Annotated in this window: 7 protein-coding genes; 3 read left to right on the plus strand and 4 right to left on the minus strand. The window is 57.3% G+C overall.

Features of this window, described 5'->3' with window-relative positions; translation table 11 throughout:
* Nucleotides 1-70 precede the first annotated feature (70 nt).
* The gene (locus ACFC20_RS17345; RefSeq protein ID WP_375172505.1) at nt 71-685 is read left to right on the plus strand and encodes a PEGA domain-containing protein; all 615 of its coding nucleotides are present in this window, start codon (nt 71-73) and stop codon (nt 683-685) included.
* A gap of 47 nt (nt 686-732) precedes the next feature.
* Here the strand turns inward: ACFC20_RS17345 and ACFC20_RS17350 are convergent, their stop codons facing one another.
* Nucleotides 733-1,188 carry a metallophosphoesterase family protein gene (locus ACFC20_RS17350; RefSeq protein ID WP_375172504.1) on the minus strand — a complete coding sequence of 152 codons (456 nt, stop codon included), beginning with the start codon at nt 1,186-1,188 and terminating at the stop codon, nt 733-735.
* 176 nt (nt 1,189-1,364) lie between these two features.
* On the opposite strand from ACFC20_RS17350, the gene ACFC20_RS17355 reads away from it, so the two are divergent.
* Nucleotides 1,365-2,111 carry an NYN domain-containing protein gene (locus ACFC20_RS17355; protein ID WP_375172503.1) on the plus strand — a complete coding sequence of 249 codons (747 nt, stop codon included), beginning with the start codon at nt 1,365-1,367 and terminating at the stop codon, nt 2,109-2,111.
* Nucleotides 2,112-2,129: 18 nt separating this feature from the next.
* Here the strand turns inward: ACFC20_RS17355 and ACFC20_RS17360 are convergent, their stop codons facing one another.
* From ACFC20_RS17360 to ACFC20_RS17370, 3 genes are all read right to left on the minus strand, one after another.
* The gene (locus ACFC20_RS17360) at nt 2,130-2,474 is read right to left on the minus strand and encodes a hypothetical protein (protein WP_375194081.1); all 345 of its coding nucleotides are present in this window, start codon (nt 2,472-2,474) and stop codon (nt 2,130-2,132) included.
* A gap of 17 nt (nt 2,475-2,491) precedes the next feature.
* Nucleotides 2,492-3,763, minus strand: coding sequence for a mechanosensitive ion channel family protein (locus ACFC20_RS17365; protein WP_375172501.1), 1,272 nt, complete (start codon nt 3,761-3,763; stop codon nt 2,492-2,494).
* 103 nt (nt 3,764-3,866) lie between these two features.
* Nucleotides 3,867-4,697 (minus strand): DUF6544 family protein, encoded by an 831-nt coding sequence (locus ACFC20_RS17370; RefSeq protein WP_375194083.1) that lies wholly within the window; start codon nt 4,695-4,697, stop codon nt 3,867-3,869.
* A 188-nt stretch (nt 4,698-4,885) separates the two neighbouring features.
* Between ACFC20_RS17370 and ACFC20_RS17375 the strand changes: the two genes are divergently transcribed.
* Nucleotides 4,886-5,295 (plus strand): LysR family transcriptional regulator (locus ACFC20_RS17375; protein ID WP_375194082.1); only part of this gene is annotated, 410 nt, incomplete at its 3' end.

Below are 5,295 nucleotides of genomic sequence, written 5' to 3' on the forward strand. Positions count from 1 at the left end.
ATTATATCAATGGGTTAAGCAAGGTTCGCCTTTTTTTATGAATTTTTCGGGCTAAATACAAGGAAGCATCATGAAATATCCGCTATTGCTCGTACTGGCCACTGTCGCCCTACTATCTACAGGCTGTGCCTCAGTCGTCTCTGGCACGGATCAGAAGCTCACTTTTAACAGTGAGCCTGAAGAGGCCACCGTGACGGTATCCGGCCGGGTGCTCGGCAAAACTCCGCTAACCGTGCCCGTGGACCGGGCATCTAACCAGTCCATCACCTTTGAGAAAGAAGGCTACGAGACTTACACAGCTCAACTTTCCACCACAACCAACCCTTGGTTTTTCGGTAACATCGTGATTGGCGGCCTGGTGGGATCAACTACTGATGGCGTCTCAGGAGCCATTCACGAGTTCTCCCCCGACCAGTACTTTGTCACCCTGCAGCCCAAGACACCCACCGGGGTTTCGACCTCCAAACCGCGACAGATCAAGGAAATTATCATTGCATTCAGCAGCGAGTTTCGGCACCAACTGGCCAGTGGCGGTGGTGAGAAGGTTGATACCGTTGTGCACCTGCTGGGAGTGGATGCCTCGCAAAAAGACACCACCATCCGGGCACTGAACCAGCTTGCTCTGGCTAACGAGAACGACCTGGAGTTGGCTGAGACAATCATTGAGGTTTATGACGTTCGGTAGACGTCAGCTATTGAAACCGGGGCAGGTTTGCCCCGGTAACCAGAGCATCACTTCGGAAGTTCAATAATCTCGCCCAAAACACCGTCCTCACTAACCTGCAACCGCCCTACCGTAATCGGCAGCGTAAATCGCCTTGGCCCGGCGCCACCCGGATTGAAATAAAGCACATCACCAATCCACTCATTGCGGGGCTTATGGGAATGGCCGGAGATGACCACGCGGTACCGGTCCTGCGGATCAAATCCGAGAGTTTTGACATCGTGGAGCATGTAGAACGCATTGCCCAGATATTCCAGCTCCCGAACATCCGGAAGCGTCAACGCACGGCCGGTTTTGTCGATGTTGCCCCGAATCGCGACCAACGGGGCGATTGCCTCCAGCGCTTCCAGAACCTCATCCCGGCCAACGTCACCGGCATGAAGGATGACATCCGAGCCTTCCAAAACTTCCAGGGCTTCGGGACGCATCTTGCTGTGAGTGTCTGCGATTACGCCGATTTGCACGCACACGCTCCTTCCATCACGTCAGTGAATTCCGACAAAATCCGAGGAACATAGTAACCGTAACCAGGCCCCAAACGAAAAGCGGCAAGGCTGCAGTTGGGGCGTACCGGGCATTCCATCCTCACATTAACTGCTACCATTCATCCAACCCCAGGAGACAAGGACCTCTCACCACCATGAACAACAACTACAAAATCGCCCTGTTGATCGACTGCGATAACGTCAGCCACCAGTCCATCGAGGGCGTGCTCCAGGAGCTGGCCAAGTACGGCGCAGTCAACGTTCGCCATGCCCACGGCAACTGGAATGGCCCGCAGCTGGGTGGGTGGATTGAAAAACTGCACGCGAACGCCATTCGCCCCGTGCAGCAATTCGCTTACACCACCGGCAAAAACGCCACCGACGCCTCCATGATCATCGATGCCATGGACCTGCTCTACAGTGGCAACGTCAACGCCTTCGCCCTGATGACCAGCGATTCGGATTTCACGCCATTGGTGATGCGCATTCTTGAGGCAGGGTTGCCGGTTTTCGGCTTTGGTGAGCGGAAAACCCCCATGCCTTTCGTGAACGCCTGTTCCCAGTTCATCTACACAGAGAACCTGCGGGAAGAGAGTGAAGAGGGGGAGAATAACGATAACGGTGGGCCGGCCAAACCCAAGCCCACTGCCAAGAGAACCCGCAAAGAGCTTCGCGGCGATACGGTTCTGGTTCGCACACTGCGCACAGCCGTTGAGCAAACTGCCGATGACGACGGCTGGGCGCATCTGGGCGCTGTGGGCACCTACATTTCGAACAACAGCTCCTTCTCCCCCGTTAACTACGGGTACAAGAAACTGAGTGATCTCATCCGGGCCAGCGAGCTCTTCGAGATGAACGTTCGGGACAAAAACACACTCTACATCAAGAGCCCGGAGAAATAGGCCGGCTTTGCAGGCCGATCACGTGCCGGCGGCCTGCTCCACTGCAGCGTCCATTTTTTCAATGGCCTGCCGAAGCATCCGTTCGGACTCTCCGTGCTTGCCGGCCTTATGAAGCGACTCACCCTTGGCTCGGAGTTTTTCAACTTCAGCCCGGGTGCTTGCATCCAGATCGGCGGATTCCATCTGAGAATCAACCTGCTTCATCAAAACCGGGCACTGGCCACTGAGCGCCGGTGCGGAAAACAACAGTGTTGCGAGTAAAACAGAAAGATAGCGCATGGTGGTTCTCCTTCTATCCATCCATCCTTCCAAAGCATAGTAGATGGCGAGGAAAAGCGGAAAGTCGAACGGCCATGCCCTCACCCTTTTTTCGGGCTGACTTATCTCGAGGGCGTTTCCTTGATGTAGACATCGTGCTGCTGGAACGGAATGGTGATGCCTTCCTGCTTGAACCGGCGCCAGATCTCCAGATTGATGTCGGAGCTTACATTACCAAAACCCGCGGAGGGATCTGCCACCCAGACACGGGCCTCCAGTCGAATGCCGTTGTCGCCAAACTCCCGTAGCTGGCACACCGGCGCCGGCGCTGAAATCACCCTGGGCTGCTCCCGGGCGATCTCCAGAATGATGTCCATGGCACGCTCCACATCATCCCTGTAGCTTATGGACACAGGGATTTTGAGCCGCACGTTGGGATCGGAAAACGACCAGTTAATCACCTCACTGGTAATCAGGTTCTCGTTGGGAATAAGCGTCTCCACGCCATCGCGGTTGCGCACCACCACGTAGCGGGCGTGCATGGCGACCACCCAGCCGAACTTCTCACCAATGCTGACCACATCACCGGGACGGATCGAGCGGTCGAACACCAGAATAAAACCGCTGATGAAGTTGCTGGCAATACGCTGCAACCCAAAGCCAAGGCCAACGCCCAGGGCTCCGCCGAACACTGCCAGACCTGTCAGATCAATGCCGACCAGATTAAGAACCGACAGCCCGGCAACGATCATCAACACCAGCTTGCTGACTTTCGAGAAACCCACGGCCGCGCCGGGGCTCAGATTTGGCGACCGGGACAACCGACGGTCGATCATGCCCGAGAGCCAGATGGCAACCACCAACACCAGGCCTGTCAGCAGGAGCAGCTTGATAACCGCCAGCAGGGATATGCGAAGTTCACCCACGGAGAAGGCGAGGCTTTCCATGGCCGCCAGCACTGCAGGCAACAAGCCCACGAGGTGCAGGCCCACCACCAACCAGATCAGGATACTGATAGCAGTTTCAGAAGCCTCGACCAGAGGGCCGCTTCGCAAGCCCATGCGCAACATGTACACCAGGATGCGAATCAGCGCGAAGGAGATCAGCAGCGGGATTGCCAGATCCAGTGCCCAGTGGCCCAGACTTAATGCGGCTAACAGCGCGCGCCCCAGCAGAACCACCAGCAGCATCGACACCGGAAAAGCGAGGTGGCGGATGGTGCGCTTGGTGACGTGTCGAACGCCCCGGGAGTCCACCGAGGTCAGCCGGGCAATGAGGCGATGCGCATAGAGCGCCGCCAATCCCGCAAACACCAGCACAACGACCTGCGGGACAACCTCCTCCGGGCGTATCCCCTGCATGGCCTCCAGCAACTCCTGCCAGCTCTCCCCCATCGACAACTCCCGGTTAACGAGCATTCCTTGAGTGGCCCTGCCTTGCAGCACTCAGCCTACCCTCAGTATAGGAGGCTAGAACCAAGTCTGTTTCGGGGTTGCACTAACGGCCGAAATCAACAGCGGTCACATCCGCCACAAAAAACGGAAAGTACTGCTCGGTCTCGAAGTGATTGCCCGCCTCCACATGGGTCGGCAAACGAAAGCCGTTGAACCATCGGAATTCGGAGAGATAGCCGCCAAACGGCTGCAGCCGGTGCTGTTTCTCGGGGTTGGCGTTACTCCAGCGCTGAAAACGGACCACCAACGGCTGGCCCTCGGCCGACACCGTGAGATCCACCGCCTGAGACAGGCCGCCAGACTCCAAGGTAACCCTCGCTTCGTCGGCACCCAGCGCCTCCCAGGTAATACCCGGCCCCGGCCCCGGCAGCAGCGCCGCGGGCGTCCAGAACACGGCCTCGGCCACATAGCGGCCGAACGCTGAACGAGTATGGTTGGCATCGCCACCGAAACGGGCAATTGGCAGCAGCCCCATCAGCCAGAACCGGGTCCACCGCTGGCTGTCGGAACCGGACAACCGCATCAGCCCCCGCCGCGCGTGCATCTTCCAGACAAATCCGGACGGCATAGCCAGTACCTGGGTGGCCTCGAAATCAAGATAATTCGGGTTCTCCCGGTTCCCCATACCAAAGCGCCCAACCATGCGGAGACGAGCGACCGTACGAAGCGGTGTGCCGGGCTGAATGGTGTACAGAAAATAGCGCCGTGCCGGTTCCGGCAGGTGGGTGATCATCTCAGGGGCAAAGACTGGCGGGCTCGCAGGCTGCGTGCCTTCAAGCTTGCGCATGGCCTCGTGGTCTGCCCGATGATCGAAAAGCCGCCAGGCTGCCAGCCCCAGCAGAATCATCACAAACAACCCAAGCAAAAGGGCCATCGTACTCACTGGATAACCTCCTCAATCGGCCTTCGCAGCACGGAGGCCGCTGCGAAGGTTGTGATTCAGATCAGCTCTGAACCCTCAAAGAAAAAACCGAACTGACCAAAAAATAGATCTGTCCCCGTTTTTCCCCTAGTCTGTCCTTATTCGTACAGGAATTCACCAACCATTAGCATCATCCTTTCATGAATGAACATCCAATCCGCTGGGATGACCTTCAAATCGTCGCGGCCGTTGCGGAGGCGGGCACGCTCTCTGGCGCAGGAAAAAAGCTGGGAATCAGCCATGCCACCGTTTTTCGGAGGCTCAACAGCATGGAAGAACGCCTGGGCGTAGAACTGTTTGAACGCTCACGCAGCGGTTATTCACCGAGCCCGGCCGGCGAAGACCTGTTTGCTGTTGCGCAGAGGATGAGCCGGGACATCACGAATGTGGAACGTCGGCTTGCCGGGCAGGATCTCAAGCTTTCAGGGTCGATCCGGGTGACCACCACAGACACTCTGTTTACAGGGCTGCTGGCGCCAATGTTTCAACAGTTTCTGCATATTCCGGCCCATCGTGACCACCCATTCCGTTTGAACGTGACCGCCTGTTC

The organism is Marinobacter sp., assembly GCF_041984545.1.
Lineage (GTDB): Bacteria > Pseudomonadota > Gammaproteobacteria > Pseudomonadales > Oleiphilaceae > Marinobacter.

Excerpts from the sequence above, each read along its gene's own strand:
- ACFC20_RS17355 (WP_375172503.1), top strand. The coding sequence starts at position 1,365 with ATGAACAACAACTACAAAATCGCCCTGTTGATCGACTGCGATAACGTC.
- ACFC20_RS17365 (WP_375172501.1), bottom strand. The coding sequence starts at position 3,763 with ATGGGGGAGAGCTGGCAGGAGTTGCTGGAGGCCATGCAGGGGATACGC.
- ACFC20_RS17370 (WP_375194083.1), bottom strand. The coding sequence starts at position 4,697 with ATGGCCCTTTTGCTTGGGTTGTTTGTGATGATTCTGCTGGGGCTGGCA.
- ACFC20_RS17345 (WP_375172505.1), top strand. The coding sequence starts at position 71 with ATGAAATATCCGCTATTGCTCGTACTGGCCACTGTCGCCCTACTATCT.